The organism is Nocardia colli (genome assembly GCF_008704205.1).
GTDB lineage: Bacteria > Actinomycetota > Actinomycetes > Mycobacteriales > Mycobacteriaceae > Nocardia > Nocardia colli.
The window spans coordinates 232,961-250,454 of record NZ_VXLC01000006.1; the positions used below are offsets into that span (position 1 = coordinate 232,961).

20 protein-coding genes and 2 tRNA genes are annotated in these 17,494 nt (G+C 67.9%); 9 read left to right on the top strand and 13 right to left on the bottom strand.

Annotated elements, in window-relative coordinates; all coding sequences use genetic code 11:
• Positions 1–2 precede the first annotated feature (2 nt).
• Positions 3–398 (bottom strand): DUF1801 domain-containing protein, encoded by a 396-nt coding sequence (locus tag F3087_RS18030; protein ID WP_150403137.1) that lies wholly within the window; start codon positions 396–398, stop codon positions 3–5.
• Positions 399–466: 68 nt separating this feature from the next.
• On the opposite strand from F3087_RS18030, the gene F3087_RS18035 reads away from it, so the two are divergent.
• The gene (locus tag F3087_RS18035) at positions 467–1,111 is read left to right on the top strand and encodes a TetR/AcrR family transcriptional regulator (RefSeq protein ID WP_150403138.1); all 645 of its coding nucleotides are present in this window, start codon (positions 467–469) and stop codon (positions 1,109–1,111) included.
• Here F3087_RS18035 and F3087_RS18040 read toward each other — a convergent pair.
• A complete protein-coding gene (locus F3087_RS18040; RefSeq protein ID WP_150403139.1) occupies positions 1,098–2,534 on the bottom strand; it encodes an MFS transporter in 1,437 nt (478 codons plus the stop codon). The two genes, F3087_RS18035 and F3087_RS18040, sit on opposite strands and share 14 nt — an antisense overlap.
• Positions 2,535–2,596: 62 nt before the next feature.
• Positions 2,597–3,367: a trans-aconitate 2-methyltransferase gene (locus F3087_RS18045; protein ID WP_150403140.1), complete on the bottom strand. Its 771-nt coding sequence runs from the start codon at positions 3,365–3,367 to the stop codon at positions 2,597–2,599.
• A 291-nt stretch (positions 3,368–3,658) separates the two neighbouring features.
• Between F3087_RS18045 and hspQ the strand changes: the two genes are divergently transcribed.
• A complete protein-coding gene (gene hspQ / locus F3087_RS18050; RefSeq protein ID WP_150403141.1) occupies positions 3,659–3,886 on the top strand; it encodes a heat shock protein HspQ in 228 nt (75 codons plus the stop codon).
• A gap of 6 nt (positions 3,887–3,892) precedes the next feature.
• On the opposite strand, the gene F3087_RS47440 is transcribed toward hspQ, so the two are convergent.
• The gene (locus F3087_RS47440; RefSeq protein ID WP_223885163.1) at positions 3,893–4,096 is read right to left on the bottom strand and encodes an ester cyclase; all 204 of its coding nucleotides are present in this window, start codon (positions 4,094–4,096) and stop codon (positions 3,893–3,895) included.
• A 240-nt stretch (positions 4,097–4,336) separates the two neighbouring features.
• Here F3087_RS47440 and F3087_RS18060 point away from each other — a divergent pair, with 240 nt between their 5' ends.
• Positions 4,337–5,401 (top strand): serine hydrolase domain-containing protein, encoded by a 1,065-nt coding sequence (locus F3087_RS18060; protein WP_150403142.1) that lies wholly within the window; start codon positions 4,337–4,339, stop codon positions 5,399–5,401.
• Between the two features lie 6 nt (positions 5,402–5,407).
• On the opposite strand, the gene F3087_RS18065 is transcribed toward F3087_RS18060, so the two are convergent.
• The 5 genes from F3087_RS18065 to F3087_RS18085 form a co-directional block, all read right to left on the bottom strand.
• Positions 5,408–5,875, bottom strand: coding sequence for a flavodoxin family protein (locus F3087_RS18065; protein WP_150403143.1), 468 nt, complete (start codon positions 5,873–5,875; stop codon positions 5,408–5,410).
• Positions 5,876–5,973: 98 nt separating this feature from the next.
• Positions 5,974–6,873, bottom strand: coding sequence for an RNA polymerase sigma-70 factor (locus F3087_RS18070; RefSeq protein WP_150403144.1), 900 nt, complete (start codon positions 6,871–6,873; stop codon positions 5,974–5,976).
• Entirely contained in the window at positions 6,870–7,184 is a 315-nt protein-coding gene (locus F3087_RS18075) for a hypothetical protein (RefSeq protein ID WP_223885164.1), read from the bottom strand. Before F3087_RS18075 ends, F3087_RS18070 begins: the two co-directional genes overlap by 4 nt.
• 327 nt (positions 7,185–7,511) lie before the next feature.
• A tRNA-Pro gene (locus tag F3087_RS18080) sits at positions 7,512–7,588 on the bottom strand.
• 47 nt (positions 7,589–7,635) lie between these two features.
• A tRNA-Gly gene (locus F3087_RS18085) sits at positions 7,636–7,709 on the bottom strand.
• Between the two features lie 914 nt (positions 7,710–8,623).
• Here F3087_RS18085 and F3087_RS18090 point away from each other — a divergent pair.
• Entirely contained in the window at positions 8,624–9,574 is a 951-nt protein-coding gene (locus tag F3087_RS18090; RefSeq protein WP_150403145.1) for a GGDEF domain-containing protein, read from the top strand.
• Positions 9,575–9,587: 13 nt separating this feature from the next.
• On the opposite strand, the gene F3087_RS18095 is transcribed toward F3087_RS18090, so the two are convergent.
• Entirely contained in the window at positions 9,588–10,400 is an 813-nt protein-coding gene (locus tag F3087_RS18095; protein WP_150403146.1) for an Fpg/Nei family DNA glycosylase, read from the bottom strand.
• 13 nt (positions 10,401–10,413) lie between these two features.
• On the bottom strand, positions 10,414–10,887 hold the full coding sequence (locus F3087_RS18100) for a ribose-5-phosphate isomerase (RefSeq protein WP_150403147.1): 474 nt from the start codon (positions 10,885–10,887) through the stop codon (positions 10,414–10,416).
• 178 nt (positions 10,888–11,065) lie between these two features.
• Between F3087_RS18100 and F3087_RS18105 the strand changes: the two genes are divergently transcribed.
• Positions 11,066–12,130, top strand: a complete 1,065-nt coding sequence (locus F3087_RS18105; RefSeq protein WP_223885165.1) for a M48 family metallopeptidase — start codon at positions 11,066–11,068, stop codon at positions 12,128–12,130.
• A 48-nt stretch (positions 12,131–12,178) separates the two neighbouring features.
• On the opposite strand, the gene F3087_RS18110 is transcribed toward F3087_RS18105, so the two are convergent.
• On the bottom strand, positions 12,179–12,826 hold the full coding sequence (locus tag F3087_RS18110; protein ID WP_150403148.1) for a mycothiol-dependent nitroreductase Rv2466c family protein: 648 nt from the start codon (positions 12,824–12,826) through the stop codon (positions 12,179–12,181).
• A 180-nt stretch (positions 12,827–13,006) separates the two neighbouring features.
• Between F3087_RS18110 and F3087_RS18115 the strand changes: the two genes are divergently transcribed.
• From F3087_RS18115 to F3087_RS18130, 4 genes are all read left to right on the top strand, one after another.
• Positions 13,007–14,242 carry an NAD(P)/FAD-dependent oxidoreductase gene (locus tag F3087_RS18115; protein ID WP_150403149.1) on the top strand — a complete coding sequence of 412 codons (1,236 nt, stop codon included), beginning with the start codon at positions 13,007–13,009 and terminating at the stop codon, positions 14,240–14,242.
• A gap of 111 nt (positions 14,243–14,353) precedes the next feature.
• Positions 14,354–14,755, top strand: coding sequence for a YciI family protein (locus F3087_RS18120; RefSeq protein WP_150403150.1), 402 nt, complete (start codon positions 14,354–14,356; stop codon positions 14,753–14,755).
• Positions 14,756–14,769: 14 nt separating this feature from the next.
• On the top strand, positions 14,770–15,996 hold the full coding sequence (locus F3087_RS18125; RefSeq protein ID WP_223885166.1) for an RNA polymerase sigma factor: 1,227 nt from the start codon (positions 14,770–14,772) through the stop codon (positions 15,994–15,996).
• A gap of 48 nt (positions 15,997–16,044) precedes the next feature.
• Positions 16,045–16,530 (top strand): NUDIX domain-containing protein, encoded by a 486-nt coding sequence (locus F3087_RS18130; RefSeq protein ID WP_150403152.1) that lies wholly within the window; start codon positions 16,045–16,047, stop codon positions 16,528–16,530.
• A 3-nt stretch (positions 16,531–16,533) separates the two neighbouring features.
• Here F3087_RS18130 and F3087_RS18135 read toward each other — a convergent pair whose 3' ends face one another.
• On the bottom strand, positions 16,534–17,400 hold the full coding sequence (locus F3087_RS18135; RefSeq protein ID WP_150403153.1) for a phosphoribosylaminoimidazolesuccinocarboxamide synthase: 867 nt from the start codon (positions 17,398–17,400) through the stop codon (positions 16,534–16,536).
• Positions 17,401–17,494: the final 94 nt, after the last annotated feature.

Below are 17,494 nucleotides of genomic sequence, written 5' to 3' on the forward strand. Positions count from 1 at the left end.
CGTCAGCTGTCGCGTTTGAGTTTGCGCCAGCCACCGGCCCGGTTGTTCGCGATGATCTGCTCGAACATCGCGAGCAGCGGTGCGGCAGGGACCTTTTCGCCCTCGCGGACGGAGACGGTGCGCGCGGTCTTGTTGTCGTGCCCCGCGGTGATGATGCCGTCGGGATCCGGCACGATGGCTCCGTCGTAGAGGAAGACGTTGACGTGCGTCTTCGCGGCAAGCAGCGCGCAGATGTTGCCGTCGAGCACGAAGTACGGCTGCACCGTGCGCTTGATGGTCTCGACCACCTCGGGGTCGGCGGCGTGCACCAGCTCGCGCACCTCCCGGCAGATCGCTTGCTGCCAGGCGGGCAAGGCGTCGATGTAAGTGTCGACGCGCGGGTCGGCCTCGTAGGACATGGGCCGATCCAAACACAATCCCGGCGGGCCGGTGTCCGTTTCTCGCCAGCGTGAGTACGATCGACCGTATGGAAAGTGGCCCCGATCCCGCGGCCCTCGCTCACCGCGAGCCCGCAGAGATCACCGACAAGCGCCTCCTGCGCGGGGCGAAGACGCGGCAGACCGTGCTGCGGCACGCGGTCGACATCGCCTCGCTGGACGGGCTGGAGGGGCTGAGCTTCGGCCGGCTCGCGACGGACTCCGGGCTGAGCAAAGCGGGCATCCAGACGCTGTTCAAGACCAAGGAGGCGCTGCAACTGGCTGCCATCGACTTCGCGCGCGACATGTTCGTCGACACCGTGGTCGAGCCGGCCCGGCCCGTACCGCACGGCGTCGCCAGGTTCCGGGCGCTGGTGCAGAACTGGCTGGCCTACGTGCAGAACCCGCTGTTCGCCGGCGGCTGCTTCTGGGTCGCGAACATGCCGGAGCAGGACAGCAGGCCGGGCCCGGTGCGCGACGCGCTGTTCCGCGACCGCCAGGCGTGGCTGCGCATCCTCGAGCGCGAACTGCGGCACGCGGTGACCGCGGGCGAGATCGCCGAGACCGACGCGGAACTCGCCGCCTTCCAGATCGACGCCGTGCTCCTGGTGACCAACACCGCACTGCGCCTCGACGACGAACGCGCCATCCCTAGGGCATGGCGCGTCGTCGACAGCTTCCTTACTTCGCCCTGACCCCAGGCGGCAGCCGGAAGATCAGCGCGGTCACCACGATCGCGAGCACGCAGGTCGCGATCGAGGCCATGGCGAAGGCATGCGCCGCCGCCGCTGCCCCGCCGTCCGTGTCGGGGCGGAACGCGGCGAAGAAGACCGCGCCGATCACCGCGACCCCTAGTGCGCCGCCGACCTGTTGTGCGGTCGACAGCGCGCCGGAGGCGGTGCCGACGGCGTCCGGGCTGATCCCGGACAGCACCGTGCCGAGCAGCGGCGTGATGAGCAGTCCGCCGCCGAGACTCTGGAACATCAGCGTCGGAATGATCAGGGCCGGAGTGAGTTCGGGACCGAAGAGCAAGACGAGAACGGTCGTCAGATAGCCGGTCGCCACGATGATCGCGCCGACTTCCAGTACGCGCCGACCATATTTCGGCATCAGCCGACCCGCGATCATGCTGAAGACGAAGAAGGTCGTCGCGGCGGGCGCGTACACCAGGCCCGAGCCCAGCGCCGAGAGGCCGAGGCCCTCCTGCATCGAAATCGACAGTGCCAGATAGTAAGACGACAGGAACGCGTACACGCACAGGACCAGCACGATGCCCACCGCGAACGAGCGCTGCGCGAACAACGCCAGTCGCACGAGCGGGTCGCCGCCCGCGCGATCGACCCCTCGTTCGATCGCGACGAACAGCCGGAACGCGGCGGCGCTCGCCACGAAGCAGGCCCAGATCCACCACGGCCAGCCCGCCTCGCGGCCCTGGATCAGGGGAAAGGTCAGCAGGACCAGCGCGGCACTCAACGCGAATACGCCTGGCACGTCGAGCTTTCGGGCTCCTTCCGCGCGCGATTCCGGCACGTACCGGAGGGCCAGCAGGATCGTCACCACGCCGATGGGCACATTCACCCAGAACACGCCGCGCCACTGCGAGCCGAACAGGTCGGCGCCGATCAGCAGCCCGCCGATGAGCTGACCGCCGATGGTGCCCAGGCCGATCACCACGCCGAGCACCCCGAACACGCGGTGCCGGGCGTGCTCCGGCACCAGCACGGCGATCATCGTGAAGACCTGCGGAACCATCAGCGCCGCACCGAGTCCCTGCACGACCCGCGCCGCGATCAACATGCCCGGGTCCGGTGCGGCGGCACAGACGATCGAGGACAGCGTGAACACGACCGCGCCGAGGAGGAAGATCCGTTTGCGCCCGTACATGTCCGCGAAACGGCCGCCGGTGATCATCAGTACCGCGTAGCTCAGCTGGTAGCCGGCGAGGATCCACTGGAGTTGCCCCTCGGAGGCGCCGAGGTCCGCGCGGATCGCCGGGCCCGCGACCACCACGATGTACGAGTCGAGGATCGCCATGAACATGCCGATCATGACGACCGACACCGCGGTCCACGGCACGACGGCCGAGCTCGTGCCGATCGGTTGTCTCACATCCGTCATAATGGAGACAATACGGTCGACCGTATGTTTATCGCAACCGATTCGACCGGCGCGAACTCGACTCAGGCCGAAGGCTTGTGCGCGACCGCGAAGATTCGGCGGAACGGGAACCAGGTGGTGCCGTCGGATCGGGCCGGGTAAGCCACCCGCAGGCGAGGCGCCAGCTCGGTACGGAATTCGCGCCAGTCCTCGTCGTCCAGCGCGGCACGGAGTGGGCGCAGGGCGGTGCCGGTCACCCACTCCAGCACCGGGTCCGGGCCCGAAAGACGTTGCAGGTAAGTGGTTTCCCACACATCGACCTCGGTGTCGCCGACCGCGAGGACGGTGGCGTAATCGGCCGGCCCAGAGACCGCGTCGGCGCTGCGTAACGCGATCTCGCCGAGTTTGCCCTGCCAGCGCGCCTCGGTGGCCAGTGCGCGGATCTCCCGGTGCGACGGGGCGTCGAAGTTGCCCGGCACCTGCATGGCGAACCAGGCGCCGGCCGGCAGTGCGGTCAGCCATTCGGCGAGCAGCGTCAGATGATTCGGAACCCATTGCAGGACAGCATTACTGACGACGACGTCGGTTTCGGCGTCCGGTTCCCAGTCGTTGACGTCGAGCACCCGGGCGTTGATCCCGCGCTCCTGCGCCTCTTTCACCATCTCCGGCGAGGAGTCGAGCGCGTCCAGCTGCGCATCGGGCCATCGTTCGGCGAGCACGCCGGTGAGATTGCCCGGGCCACAGCCCAAATCGACTACGCGGCGCGGCTTTTCGGCATCGATCCGGGCGACCAGCTCGAAGAACGGGCGTGCCCGGTGGTCGGCGAAGTCGAGATACTTCTTCGGATCCCACATGCGAAACCCTTCTCGTAAACAGTACGAGCGTACTTAGTACGATTGTACTGTATAGCATCGTCGGCTCAGAGATGCCCCACATGCAGGCGCGACAAACCCGCCCAGACTGAAGAAACCGACCAGTTTGATATGCTCGACAAGAGGTATTCGGCAATGGATGGTTGCCGACCCGATAGCCGGCCGACCGACGTATCGGCAGTTACCTCCGGTCCGGCCGATCCACCACCCGTTCATCAATGTTGTTGCACGCAAGCCAGATACAGTGACCTGTATCGGAAAGGTGCGTGAACCATGACGGAACCCAAATTCGCGATCGGCGATCGAATCCGCCACGTGTCCATGGGACATCACGGCGTAGTAGTCGCGGTCGACCGGGAACACTCCGCGGTACACGACGCCAACGACCTCAGCCTCAACCCGGAGATCCGCGGCAACCCTTGGTACAAGGTGACCCTGGAAGACGAACACGGCGAGCAGGTCGACAGCTACCTGTCCGAATCCCAGATCGACGCCGAATAGGTCTGCTCACGCTCGGACAAGGCCTAATTGTTGCCGGAGGGTGGAGGTGTCGACGAGGCCCCATATCTCCGTGATGCGACCTTCGGCGAAGCGGAGGAAGAAGACCTCGTCGTATCTGACCGGCCTGCCGGTCGGCGCGAGCCCCGAGCGCCTCGGCCCCGGTCCCCGCGACCGGCACCGGTGTATGCAACACCGCCTCCGGCTCGACAACCTCGTGGATCATCCGCGAGATCACCTCCAGCTCACCGCTGTTCACAGCATCATGAAACCGCCCGAAGATCGCGGTGTTGTTCGTTTCCTGATCCGATGACATCGGCTCCTCCTTGCGTCGGCTGCCCATAAGACCGACGCAGGGCGCGAACTGTGACACAAAGTCCGAATCTTCTTGCGGCCCTGCGTGCCGTGGAAAATGAGTGGCTCTGCGGATTCGGGCGGGGCTACGTTACGGCGATGGCGGAGATCCACGGCCGGTGTGCCGGTCGGTTCGGTGCGGTGGCGGAGGCGTTGGCGGGGTCGCTGGACGGCGATGACGTCGGGGCTTCCGCGGCGGTGTTCGTCGATGGTGAGGCCGTGGTCGATATCTGGGGTGGGTATGCCGACGCGAGACGGAGTGTCGCTTGGGAGCGGGACACGATCGTCAATGTCTGGTCCACGAGCAAGACGATGGTGGCGTTGTGTGCGCTGATCTTGGCGGACCGGGGTGAGCTGGATCTGGATGCGCCGGTCGCCGCGTATTGGCCGGAGTTCGCGGCGGCGGGGAAACAGCGGGTGCTGGTGCGGCATCTGCTCGGGCATACGGCGGGGCTGCCGGATTGGGATGAGCCGATCACGGTCGAGGAGCTGTATGCGTGGCCGGCGGCTACCGCCCGGCTGGCCGCACAGGCACCGCGGTGGGAACCCGGAACAGCCGGCGGATATCACTCGATCACCTTCGGTCATCTGATCGGCGAAGTGATCGCGCGGGTGACCGGACGCAGCATCGGCACGTTCTTCGCCGAGGAGGTGGCCGGGCCGCTGGGCGCGGACTTCCATATCGGGCTGGCCGCCGAACACGACTGGCGCGTAGCCGAACTGATCGCCGCGCCCCAGGGGGACAAGCCGGAGGGATTCACGGTCGGGGTGGCCGCCGCCAATACGACGGCTTGGCGGCGGGCCGAGATACCGGCGGTCAACGGCCACGGGAACGCCCGCTCTGTCGGCCTGGTGCAGTCCGTGCTGGCGTGTGGCGGCGCGGTCGGTGGCGTTCGGCTGCTCTCGGAAGCGGGCTGTGAGCGTGTCTTCGAGGAGCAGTTCCGCGGGCTCGACACTGTCCTGGGTAGCCCGATCCGCTGGGGTATGGGTTATCGGCTGGAGAATCGCACGTGCTCGTGGGGCGGGTGGGGCGGCTCGCTGGTGCTGGTCGACCTCGATCATCGAATGACGGTGTCGTACACGATGAATCAGGTGCTGTGGGACTCGGGTTACGACCGGTCCCTCAGCGTCCTGATGGCGGCCTACGAATCGATCACCGCCTGAGTCGATTCAGGCCGCGACCTGGGTGCGGAGTCGTTCGGCGAACGTGCGGGCGGCCGCGAGGTCAGCGCCGTTGGGGCGGTCTTTGCGAATGCCGCCGACGAGTTTGAAGGGGGCGTAGGTATCGAGGGCGCGGCAGGAGAAGGTGCCGGTCACCTCGAAACCCTTCTGCTCCAGCAGCTTTGCCATCGGCCGGGAGAAACGCTGGAAACGCGCCTCGGGAAAACCGCTGGTGGCGAAGATGAATGCCGTGCGGCGCGGTTCTTGCGGCAGGGCTTCGACGAACTCACGCAGCTGAGTGTGGAAGGAGCCCAGGAAGATTCCCGAGCCGAAGCCGACGAGGTCGTAGCCGGCGAGTTCGGCCGCATCGATCTGATCGGGGGCGACGACGCGGGCGTCCAAGGCGTGACCCATGACGTCGGCGATCCGTTTCGTATTGCCATGGGACACCGAGGTGCACACGATGATGGCCTTCATGACGAGGCTCCTTCACGTTGGTTGATCCGGTCGTCCACTGAGACACCGCCCGAACCACGACCGTGACATGTGGGCGACTGTGGCCTCTGTCACCGCCGTCAGATATCCCGGTCGAGTGGGCGCAGCACGTCTGTGCCGCGCAGCTTGTCGGGGTTGCGGACGGCATACAGGCCGGTGATGCGGTCGCCGTCGATCTCGATCATCAAGACGGTGTCGAGCTGCCCGTCGGTGCCGGACCGGAACAGCAGCGCGGGCAGCGCGTTGAAGCTGCCGAACTCTACGGTCATGTCCGCCATGCTGTTTCGGGCCAGCCCGATGAGGAACTTGGCGACCGGCTCAGCGCCCGTGATCGGGCGGCCCGCGACGATGACGCGGCCGCCGCCGTCGGAGATCTGAACGACGTCGGGGGCGAGCACGTCCATCAGGGTCTGCACCTCACCCGTGCGCGCCGCGAGCAGAAAGCGGGTGATGATCGCCTGGTTGGCCTCGGCATCGGGCTGGAAGCGTTTGCGGCGGGCCTGCACGTGTTCGCGAGCCCGGTGCGCGATCTGGCGGACGGCGGCGTCCGTCTTGCCGATCATCGCGGCGATCTCGACGAGGCTGTGGCCGAACACTTCCGACAGCAGGAACACCGCCCGCTCGGTCGGGCCGAGGGTTTCCAGCACGAGCAGCATGGCCATCGACACCGATTCGGCCAGCAGCACATCGTGACTGGCGTCGTGTTCGGTGCGGATCGGTTCGGGCAGCCAGTTGCCGACGTACTCCTCGCGGCGGCGGCGCACGGTCCGTAATTGGTTGAGCGCCTGGCGGGTAACGATCTGCACGAGATAGGCGCGGGGGTGTTCGACCGCGTCCTGGTCGGCGTCGAGCCAGCGAAGGAAGCTGTCCTGCAACACATCCTCGGTGTCGGCCGCACTGCCGAGGATCTCGTAGGCGATGGTGAACAGCAGCGGACGGAACTGGTCGAACGCATCCGGTTCGGGGAGTTCGTCTTTCATCGGACAGCGGCCGGGATCGGCTCGGGCACAGTCGGTCCGGGCAGCCACCGGTAGGCACGGGGGAAGCGCATCGAGGTGAGGGTGAAGCGACAGACCCGTTCCTTGACCACCGCCACCACCCGCCCGAACAGCACGAAGTCACGCGCACTGTCGTCACGGTGCGTCGCCTGGATGAAGCCATCGCGGCGGCCGAGACTGATCGCATGGCCGGCCATGTCCAGCGACAGCGGTTCCGGTTGTTCGCCACGGATCAGTGCGAGCACCGTATCGGCGCCGTGCGCACCCATCGGTATCGCGGCCTGACAGCTCATTCTCGCGTACTCCCCCACATGTCGAGGCGGTGTGGCGGCGTCCCCCACACCGACGATCCGTCCATGATCAACACACACCAACGTATCGTCGGTGCGCAAGCGACCGTCGGCAGACACCACCTCCGCTCAGTTCGACCCGACATCTCGAAGACACCGGCAGAGCCGAGACCGTGACAGCGACGGAATGTGGTGACGATCACACGCTGTGCGCTCTGCGAGCCATACGCACAGCGGACAACAGCGGTCGGATCGGGCCGCCGACGAGCGGACCGCGTAAACGCCACGAGCCGACCAACGCATCTGACCTGCGTCGATCGGCTCGAATAGTGGTCGGGGTGACAGGATTTGAACCTGCGACCCTCCGCTCCCAAAGCGGATGCGCTACCAAGCTGCGCTACACCCCGTTGTCCCTCGCGGCGGGTATCGGCCGCCGCCGAGGCTGAATTCCGTGTGGAGCCGGTGACGGGAATCGAACCCGCACCATCAGCTTGGAAGGCTGAGGTTCTACCATTGAACTACACCGGCAGGCAAACGACATCGATGGGATCGCCACGATGTCGTGTGCGTCCCGACTGTACCGAACCCTGCTTCGCAAATGCCAATCAGCCCCCCGCGCAGCGGGATAGCGCAGGTGTGTGTCCGGGTGGTCGCGGTGACGCCCTATCGTGAGTCTCGCACGCCACTCGCCCCGGTCAGGGCGGGGCGCGCGGTGCAGAACTTAATGAAATTAAGAGGGATCTCTTCCTTGAAACTCGGGCGTGTCGGATCGGAAGCGGGGAGCATATGGGACGCGTGACGACTCCTGTCGGGGGGAGCCGTGGCCCACGGGGTGGCCACCAGTCACGCCCGACCGGTCGCGGAGAGGATGCCACCCATGGGGACATCACGACTCGCCGAAATCGCACTAGCAGTAATTTGCGCCGTGCCACCGACCGCCGGGTGTGCTGTGGGCAGGAAAATCCGGCTCCACACCCCCACTGGGCAGAAGACCCGCAGACCTTCGGCAACTCGCACCGCTACTTCGGCGCCGCGACCAGGCAGGCAGCCCATCCGGCCACCCGCTCGGCCACATCGCGTCGTGGTATCGCGAGCGGCCGGGGGGACCCGCATGGCGCGGCGCTACAGCGTGTCGCCAGCGCGTCTCGGCGCGACTTCTCAGCGAACGAAATCCGGGTGTAACGCCGACGCGACTTCTGCGATCTCATATCCGATCGCCATTCGCGAGGCATCGAGAACACGTTGCAAAACAGCGTTTTTTGATGCCGGGTGGCTTGCTAGGATCCTTTTTGCCGGACGGGGGTATCTGGAAAGGGGGCGGTGAGCGTGCGCCGAGCGAGGTGGACACAACCGCGTAGCAGTGCGAACGATCGGGGTGACGTCGGCACCTGTGTCAGCACAGGGCCTCTGGGTACCGACGCCACCTGCGCAGGGTGAGTTCGATGTCGATCGATATCGAGCCCCCTGTCGCCGCGATGGCCCGCGCCTGGGCCCGTGCGGTGTGCGCCGAGCCGGGTTCCGGCGCGGCGCCGCAACAGCTGGAACCGGTACTTATCGAGATCGTCGAGCAGCTGCTCACGCTCGCGAGGTCCGAGCCGTTCCCGGTGCCGCAGGCCCGCATGCTCGGAGCCCGGCTGTCCGAGGCGCCGTTCGACCGGATCCGGATGCTCGCGCAGGCCTCCAGGTGGCTGCTCGGCTTCCCGTCCGGCGCGCCGGGTTCGCTGGTCGCCACCCGCTGGCCGTTCGTCGCCAGCCAGGCCATCGACAGCTATGCCCAGGCGTTGCAGGAACGTGCGCTGGCACAGCAGGAGCAGAACCTCTCGGCGAAGGTCTCGCTGCGCGTGCAGGAGATCGCGGCGTTGCAGCATCGGCTCCGGCACGAGGCGACCCACGACGCGCTCACCGATCTGGCCAACCGCACCCTGCTGCAGGACCGGGTGCGGCTGATGTCGACCGACCCGAACCGCGGCGTCGGGCTGCTGCTGATCGACCTGGATCGGTTCAAGCAGATCAACGACGGCTACGGGCACGCGATCGGCGACGAGGTGCTGGTCGAGCTGGCCAACCGGCTGCGGGAGGTGTGCGCGCCGGAAACGGTGATCTGCCGTTACGGCGGCGACGAATTCGTGCTCGCGGTCAACCCGCCGCACAACACGCTCGGCGATCTGGCCAGCAAGATCGTGTCCGCGCTGCGCGACCCGGTGTGGTCGACGGCGGGGCCGGTGCCGGTCTCGGCGAGTGTGGGCACCGCGTTCTGTCCGCCCGGAAGTCCGTGCGACTTCAGCGATCTGCTGCGCCGGGCCGACCGCGCGATGTACTCGGCGAAGACGGCGGGCGGGCGACGGTTCGCGCTGGCGGACGAGCCGGCCATCGACGAAGCCGTGGCGGGTTGAGGAGCCGGCGAAGCTAGACCGCCTGACAGGTAGGGCACCAGAAGAGGTTTCGGGCCTCCATGACCGCGTGCGCGACCGGTGTGCCGCACACGCGGCACGGCGCGCCCTGGCGGCGGTAGACGTAGGTGCGCGGCCGGTCGGGTGCGTAGGACGGCTCGCCGTGGTCGTCCTCGGGACGGACCACGACCATCTTGCCGACCCGCACACCGACCTTCATCAACGCGACCAGATCGACCCACATCGCGGCCCACTCCTCGGCGGACAGCGCGGTGCCCGGCCGGTGCGGCGAAATGTGGTGCCGGAACAGCAGTTCCGCCCGGTAGACATTGCCGACCCCGGCGAGCACCGCCTGATCCATCAGCAGCGCGCCGATCGGCCTGCGCGAGCGATGCATGCGCTGCCAAGCCCGATCGGGGTCGGCGCCGCGGCGCAACGGATCCGGGCCGAGCCGGTCGGTGAGCGCGGAAACCTCTGGGGCGAGCAGGACTTCGCACGCGGTCGGCCCGCGCAGGTCGGTGCCGAACCCGGGCTGCCCGTCCTTCACCCCGAGCATGCGCATGCGCACCTGCCCGACCGGCTCCCCCATCGGCAGCTCGGATTCGGTGAACTTGCCGTACAGGCCGAGGTGCACGTGCACGATCAGGCCCGAATCATAGTGGTGCAGCAGGTGTTTGCCCCACGCCTCGGCGCGGGTCAGCAGCTGGCCGTCGACCCGGGCCGCGCCGGCCGCGAACTTGCCCTGCGGGCTGGACACGCGCACCACACTGCCCGCGAGGCGCTTCTGGTGCAGCCTCGCGAGCCGGTGCAGCGTATGACCTTCGGGCACAGTCGATTACCGCTCAGTACGCGGGAACCGCCGGGGCCTCGCCGGACTTCTCGTACTCGGCCAGGATGTCGATGCGACGCTGATGGCGATCCTCGCCCGACCATTCGGTGGTGACGAACGCGTCGACGATGGCCAGCGCCTCCTCGGTGGAGTGCATGCGGCCGCCGATGCCGGCCAGCTGGGCGTTGTTGTGCTGCCGGGCCAGTTGGGCGGTCTCCACGCTCCAGGTCAGGGCGCAGCGGGCGCCGGGCACCTTGTTCGCGGCGATCTGCTCGCCGTTGCCGCTGCCGCCGAAGACCAGCCCGAGGCTGCCCGGGTCGGCGACGGTGCGGCGGGCCGCCTCGATGCAGAAGGCCGGGTAGTCGTCGAGCGCGTCGTACTCCAGTGCGCCGCAGTCGACCACCTCGTGGCCCGCCTTTTCCAGATGGTCCTTGACGTGATTCTTGAGTTCGAAACCGGCATGGTCGGCACCGAGGTATACGCGCATGGCAGGCATTCTGTCAGGCGCGTTTCCAGGCCGTTACGAAGGGGTTCGCCGCCTGATTAACACCGGCGCCTGCTACCGCGAATCGAGAGGTACCTCGCGAGTGTCCTGAGCCACAACCTTCCGGTGGACACGACCGAGACACCGCTTCCGTCCCGAGCAACTGAATAGAGTTCATTTCATGCAGCCGCACGAACCCCAGCCCCATCAGACGGGCCCGCACGTCGACCCGTATGCCCCGGCCGGGTGGGCGCAGGCGCAGGACGCGCCCTACGGCTCGCCGCCGCCCTACCCCGTTCCACCGCAATACGGCCCCTATCCGGGCGCTCCGGTCCCGCCGACCGCGCCGCCCCAGCAGCAGCCGCGCGGGTTGTCACCGTTCGGCATGCCCGCCCGGCACAGCTGGGAGATCCCGATGCTCATCGTGGTCGTCGCGCTGACCGCGATCGCGTACGCGATCGCGGTGACGTTGCTGGCCACCGGCAGCTTCGACCAGTACGTGCTGCTGCTGGTGTTCGCGCCGGTGCTGATCTGGTTCGGTCGCGGCATGCTGTATTCGACCCAGCGGGTGAACGGCGTCAAGATGTCGCCGACCCAGTTCCCGGAGGGGCATCGGCTGGTGGTCGAGGCGGCCGCGCGGTTCGGCATGACGAAGGTGCCGGACGCGTATGTGGTGCTCGGCAACGGGCAGATCAACGCGTTCGCCAGCGGGCACGGGTTCCGCCGGTTCGTCGCGGTGTACAGCGATCTGTTCGAGATCGGCGGCGCCGCACGGGAACCCGACGCGCTGGCGTTCATCATCGGCCACGAGGTCGGGCACATCGCGGCGGGTCACACCTCGTATTGGCGGCAGGTGGGCATGTTCCTGGTCCCGTTCCTGCCGATCATCGGCAACTCGCTGATCCGCGCGCAGGAGTACACGGCGGACAACCACGGTTTCTGCAATCGGCACGCGGGCGCGCCCGCGGCGATGGCCACGCTGGCCGCGGGCAAGTACCTGAACACGCTGGTCGGCGTCGACGAGATGGCCGATCGGGCGGCGACCGAGAAGGGGTTCTTCGTCTGGGTGGTCAACGCCATGTCCTCGCACCCGGTGCTGACCTGGCGGATGTGGGCGCTGCGCGACCGCAGCAGGCACGGCAAGCTGTGGTTGCGGCCGAGCCCGCCCGCGGGTGCGGTGCCGCCGCCGGGCGGCTACCCGAGCATCGACCAGACGCCGGCGCTGCCGCCGAAACCCGTTTCCTAGCAAGCACGGTCCGAGTGCCGCGGGGCGAACCCGCGGCACTCGCCGGTTTCAGTCGAACTCGGGGTCTTCGGTGCGGGTGCGCTTGAGCTCGAAGAAGTGCGGGTAGTCCGCCAGCGTCACCGCGGCGTCCCACAGCTTCCCGGCCTGCTCGCCGCGCGGGATCCGGGACAGCACCGGGCCGAAGAACGCGGTCCCGTTGATGTGGATGGTCGGCGTGCCGACGTCCGGGCCGACCTTGTCCATGCCCTCGTGATGGCTCTTGCGCAGCGCCTCGTCGTAGTCGGTGCTCTCGGCGGCCTTGGCCAGCTCGGCGGGCAGGCCGACCTCGGCCAGCGAATCGGCGATCACCGCGGTGAGGGACTCGATGCGCGAGTCCCGCTTGTACTCTTCGCGGCGGTTGTGGATGCGGGTGCCCATCGCGGTGTAGAGCGGCAGCAGCACCTTGTCGCCGTGCTCCTGCGCGGCCGCGATGGCGACCCGGACCGGGCCCCAGCCACTGGACAGCAGTTCCTTGTACTGCTCGGGCAGGCCTTCCTTGTTCTCGTTCAGCACCGACAGGCTCATCACGTGGAAGCGCGCCTCGATGTCGCGTACCTGCTCGACCTCGAGGATCCAGCGGGACGTGATCCAGCACCAGGGGCACAGCGGGTCGAACCAGAAGTCCGCAACATCTTTCGTGGAGCTCTTCTCACTCACGACAGGTCCTCTCGAATCGCATGCTCGACCGGCGGCGCTCAGCTCCGCCGTTATACGGAACCAACCACAGCGGGCGCCGATTCGTTCCCATCCGGTCGCCGCGTTTTCGACTGCTGCCCCGACCGGCCCCAGTAGGGTTGGTCGGCAGGAGTCCAGGTTCCCTCTCGACAAGGAGTCCGCATGGGTTCGGATGATCGTTTTGTCATCGTCGGCGGCGGGCTGGCCGCGGCGAAACTGGCGGAAGCATTGCGCGCCAACGATTTCGACGGCTCGGTGACGCTGATCGGCGCGGAGGAGCAACTGCCCTACGAGCGACCGCCGCTGTCCAAGGAACATCTGGCCGGCAAGAAACAGCTCGCCGAATTCACCCCGCACCCACGCCAGTGGTACCGCGACCACAACGTCGAGGTGCGGGTCGGCACGACCGTCGAGAGCGTCGATACGGCCGCGAAGACGGTGTCACTGCCGGACGGTTCGACGGTCGCCTACGACAAGCTCGCCCTCGCCACCGGCTCGACCCCGCGCACCCTGTCGATCCCCGGCGCGGACGCCCCCAACGTGTACACGCTGCGCACCATCGAGGACTCCGACACCCTGATCGAGTTCTTCGCCAGCGCCGCCCAGTCCGTGGTGATCATCGGGGCCGGCTGGATCGGCCTGGAGGTCGCGTCCGCCGCCCGCGCCGCCGGACTCGCGGTGACCGTCGTGGAGACCGCCGACGGACCGCTGCTCGCGGCCCTCGGGCCGGAGATGGGCGAGGTGTTCGCCGAGCTGCACCGGTCCAACGGCGTTGATCTGCGCTTCGGCGCCAAGGTCACCGAGATCACCACCAAGGAAGGCATCGGGACCAGGCTGGCCACCGGGGTGAAGCTGGACGACGACAGCGTTATCGAGGCCCAGGCGGTGCTGGTCGCGGTAGGCGCCAAGCCGAACATCGAGCTGGCCGCCGAGGCCGGGCTCGACGTGGACGGCGGCGTGCTCGTCGACGAACACCTGGCCACCAGCAACCCGGACATCGTCGCGGTCGGCGACATCGCCGAGCAGCAGCATCCGGTGCTCGGCCGCCGAATTCGGGTGGAGCACTGGGCGAACGCGCTCAACCAACCCGCCGTCGCGGCCGCGACCATGCTCGGCCAGGACGCCAGTTACGACCGGCTCCCCTACTTCTTCACCGACCAGTACGACCTGGGCATGGAGTACACGGGCTACGCGGCGCCGGGCGATTACGCGCGCGTGGTCACCCGCGGCGATGTGGCCGAACGCGAGTTCGTCGCGTTCTGGCTGGACGCGGACAACCGGATCCTCGCCGGCATGAACGTGAACGTCTGGGACGTCACCGACCGGATCAAGGAACTGATCCTGGCGGGCGAGCCGGCCGACCCCGAGGCCCTGGCCGATACCTCGAAACCGTTGTGATGCAGATCACTTCGCACAGCGGCGAGATGGGTCGTCCCGGCACGCTTGGTTCCGACTACACCGCGAGAGCGCCGCACCCGCGCGTCGACCGGTAGCCGGAATGAGGACCCGATGAAGTACATGCTGATGAAGACCTACCGCACCCCCGCCTACTGCGACACACCGATCAGCGAATGGTCCCCGCAGGAGATCCAGGCGCACATAGACTTTCAGCGCGCCCTCGGCGAGCAGTTGGCCAAATCGGGTGAGCTGGTAGACGCGCAGGGGCTCACCGGCCCGACCGAGGCGCGCATCGTCAGCTCCGACGGTCGCTCCGCGCCGCTGGTGACCGACGGACCGTTCCCGGAGACGAAAGAATTCCTGGCCGGGTATTGGATCGTGGACGTGGACAGCCCGGAACGGGCCTACGAGATCGCCGCGCGCGCCTCGGCGGCACCGGGGCCGGGTGGCGCACCGATCGGCGAATACATCGAGGTACGGCCGGTGATGAGTCACCCGGCCAGCGACCAGTGACCTACCGGCGAGCGGTGCCCGACGACACACCGCTCCCGGCGCGGCCCGAGGACCTGTTGCGCGAGTTGGCGCCACAGGTCCTCGGTGCGTTGGTCCGCCGGTTCGGCGACTTCGACACCGCGGAGGACGCGCTGCAGGAGGCGATGCTCGCGGCGGCGACCCAGTGGCCGGTCGAGGGCCTGCCGGACAATCCGCGCGGCTGGCTGATCCAGGTGGCGCAGCGCCGGATGGCCGACGCGGTGCGCGCCGAGGTGGCCCGGCGGCGCAGGGAGACAACGGCATTCGACCGCGAGGTGCCGGACGCGCTGCCGGTCGACTACGACGACACCCTGGCCATGTTCTTCCTCTGCTGCCACCCCGCGCTGTCCTCGGCCAGCGCCATCGCGCTCACCCTGCGGGCGGTGGGCGGGCTCGGCACGGCGGAGATCGCGCACGCGTTCTTCCTGCCGGAATCGACCATGGCGCAACGGATCACGCGGGCGAAGAAGAAGCTGGCGACATTGGACCGGCCGTTCGCGCGGCCCGGCGACGACGAATGGCACGCCCGGCTCGGGACCGTGCTGCACGTGCTGTATCTGATCTTCAACGAGGGCAGCACGAGCACATCCGGCCCGGCGTTGCAACGAGCGGATCTGTCCGGCGAGGCGATCCGGCTGGCCCGCGCGGTGCATCGGCTGCTGCCCGACGACACCGAGGTCACCGGGCTGCTCGCGCTGATGCTGCTCACCGATTCCCGGCGGGCGGCCCGCACCGGTGCGCGCGGCGAACTGATTCCGCTCGCCGAGCAGAACCGGGCGCTGTGGGATCGCGCGCTGATCACCGAGGGCAGCACGCTGACGACCAGCACGCTGGCCCGAGAACTTACCGGCCCGTATCAGCTCCAGGCGGCGATCGCCGTGCTGCACGCCCAGGCCGCGAGCACCGAGGAGACCGAGTGGCCGAAGATCCTCGCGCTCTACGACCTGCTCGACAAGCTGTCGGACAACCCGATCGTCACGCTCAACCGCGCCGTCGCGATCGCTATGGTGCACGGTCCCGCGGCCGGCCTCGAACTCGCCGCGACCCTGGACGAACAGCTGGCCGGCAATCACCGGCTGGACGCCGTCCGCGGCCATTTGCACGAGATGGCAGGCGATTTCGACGCCGCGATCACCGACTACACCACCGCCGCGGGCCGCACCCCCAGCGCGCCGGAGAACCACTACCTCACCCTGCGCGCCGCCCAGCTCCGGCATCGATGAGCCGGCCAGATGCCACGCACCAGCCGGTTCGTGGGGCAGACTGCGTAGGTGACGGATAAGACCAGCGCGGGGGTTCTGTTGTTTCGACGCGGCGCGGACGCGCACGTCGAGGTATTGATCGGGCACATGGGCGGGCCGTTCTTCGCGCGGAAGGACAACGGCGCGTGGTCCATTCCGAAGGGCGAGTACGAGCCGGAGCTGGAGGACGCGCAGGCGGCGGCCAGTCGCGAGTTCCACGAGGAGCTCGGATTGTTCGTGCCGGCCGGTGATTGGATTCCGCTCGGCGACGTGCGCTACAGCAGCGGCAAGGGCAAGAAGACCCTGACCGTCTGGGCCGTCGAGGGCGATCTCGATCCGGCCGACGTGGTGCCCGGCACGTTCGAGATGGAGTGGCCGCCGCGCTCGGGCAAGCTGGCCAGCTTCCCGGAGATCGACCGGGCCGAGTGGTTCGACCTGGACACCGCGCGCGAGAAGCTCGGCACGGGCCAGCGTCCGTATCTGGATCGGCTGAACGACTACCTCGGCCAGGCCTGACGACTACTGCGGCACACCGGTCCAGGTGCGGCCGGTGACGAGTTCGTAGGCCTCCATGTACTTCTGGCGGGTGGCCTCGACGATGTCGGCCGGGATCTCCGGGCCGGGGTACTCCTTGTTCCACCCGGTGGAGGTGGACCAGTCGCGGACGAACTGCTTGTCGAACGAGCGCTGCGCGCGGCCGGGCTCCCATTCGGCGGCCAGCCAGAAGCGCGAGGAGTCGGAGGTGAGCACCTCGTCGCCGAGGGTGAGTGTGTCACCGTCCCAGCCGAATTCGACCTTGGTGTCGGCGACGATCACGCCGCGCTCGGTGGCGTGCGCCGCGCCGCGCGAATAGATGTGCAGGGTCAGGTCGCGCAGCTGCTCGGCGACCTCGCGACCCTCCTGATTCACCACATCGGCGAAGGTGATCGACTCGTCGTGGCCTTCGGACGCCTTGGTGGTCGGGGTGAAGATCGGCTCGGGCAGCTGGTCGCCCTCACGCAGGCCGGGCGGCAGCGCGACACCGGACACCGAGCCCTCCCGCTGGTACTCCTTCAGGCCGGAGCCGACGAGGTAGCCGCGGGCGATGCATTCGACCTGCACCATCTTCAGCGGCTTGACCCGGATCGCCCGGCCGGCGAACTCGGCGGGCACGTCGGTGGCGGAGACCACGTGGTTGGGCACGTCGGTGAAGTAGTCGAACCACCAGTTGGACAGCTGGGTGAGCAGCGCGCCCTTGTCCGGGATCGGCGTCGGCAGCACCACGTCGTAGACCGAGACCCGATCCGACGCGACCAGCAGCAGGGTGTCGCCGTCCTCGTAGAGGTCGCGCACCTTGCCGGCGTGCACATGCTTCACTCCGCAGCTCCGATCCTGGATAGGGTTCATAGGGCAGTCTGCAAAAAACTCCCGCGCGGGCAACCTTACCCAGGTGGCATCGTGGGGAACGCCCGAGCTAGTTCTTCGAACCCGAAGGAGCCTT